This is a genomic window from Methylobacterium sp. WL18 (assembly GCF_008040015.1).
GTDB classification, from domain to species: domain Bacteria; phylum Pseudomonadota; class Alphaproteobacteria; order Rhizobiales; family Beijerinckiaceae; genus Methylobacterium; species Methylobacterium mesophilicum.
The window spans coordinates 1-1,396 of sequence record NZ_VRVD01000925.1 but is presented as its reverse complement, the minus strand read 5'-3'; the positions used below and the strand labels follow the sequence as shown (position 1 = coordinate 1,396).

Here is a 1,396-nt window from a genome sequence, read left to right as displayed (position 1 = left end):
CTACTAAGTATTATATTACAAAAATTAGAAAATTTACTGCAGATATTTTCTAAAAAGTAAATAATTATCTTGGGTCGCGAGTGCGTAATCATTTACTCCCCTTTAACGTGCAATATTCCAAATGTATCGCATCGCCGACGAGACTTTCCCGATCGCGCACGGCACCGTCACCCGCGAACGTCACCGGATCGGATCATGACCGCTTCCAGCCCTCCGGATCCGACGTCGGAGACCCGCGGCTCCCGGCGCCCACGGGCTGCCGGGATCGCGGCGCCGACGCCCCGCCCGTCCTGCATCCGGCCCGCCGGGCGAGGCGAGACGCCATGATGGACGCGCTCTTGGTTGACGACAGCGCGACCATGCGCCTGCGCCTGCGCCAGATGCTGGAGGCCAAGCCCGACGTCAGCGTGACCGACTACGCCGACCCGGCCGCCGCCCTCGTGGAGGCGCAGATGCGCGCCTTCGACATCGTGCTGGTCGACTACCACATGCCGGCCATGGACGGGATCGCGTTCATCCAGCGCATGCGCACCATCCCGCACTACGCGCAGGTGCCGATCGCGATGGTGACCAGCGACATCTCCGACGCGGTGCGGCTCGCCGCGCTCGAGGCGGGGGCGACGGACTTCCTCGACAAGTCCATGCGGGGCGTCGAGCAGACCGTGCGGCTGCGCAACCTGATCCGCCTCGCCAAGGCGGTGCGGCGGCTGGCCGAGCAGGCCGCCTGGCTCGACGGCGAGGTCGAGGCCGCCCTCCGGCACATGCGCGAGCGCGAGGAGGAGATCATCTTCCGCCTGTCGCTGGCCGTGGAGTATCGCGACAACGACACCGGCGACCACACCTGGCGGGTCGCCCGCTACAGTCAGATCGTGGCCGAGGCGCTCGGCCTGCCGGCGGAGGCCTGCCGCAACCTGTACCTCGCCGCGCCGCTGCACGATGTCGGCAAGGTCGCCATCCCGGACGGCATCCTGCTGAAGCCCGGCCGGCTCGACCCGGACGAGTTCGCCCTGATCAAGACGCACGCGACCATCGGCCAGCGCATCCTGGGCGGCAGCTCCTCCGAGCTGATCCGGCTGGCCGCCGAGATCGCCGAGGCGCATCACGAGAAGTGGGACGGCAGCGGCTACCCGAAGGGGCTCGCGGGCGACGCGATCCCCCTGGCGGCCCGAATCGTCGCCGTGGCGGACGTGTTCGACGCCCTGACCACGCAGCGCCCCTACAAGGAGGCGATGTCGTTCGAGGCGGCCCTGGCCTGCATCCGGGCCGACAGCGGCCGCCATTTCGACCCGGCCTGCGTGGAGGCGTTCTGCGCGCGCTGGCCGGATGTCCTCGTGGCCGGCGGCCAGGAGCGGGCCACCGGCCGGCGGGGCGCCCACGCCGTCACCGAGCCCTGGGC

General features: G+C 68.6%; 1 protein-coding gene. It reads left to right on the top strand.

What is annotated here, in order from left to right:
* Positions 1-326 precede the first annotated feature (326 nt).
* The coding region (locus tag FV228_RS29770; RefSeq protein WP_147857734.1) for an HD domain-containing phosphohydrolase at positions 327-1,396 on the top strand (1,070 nt) is incomplete at its 3' end.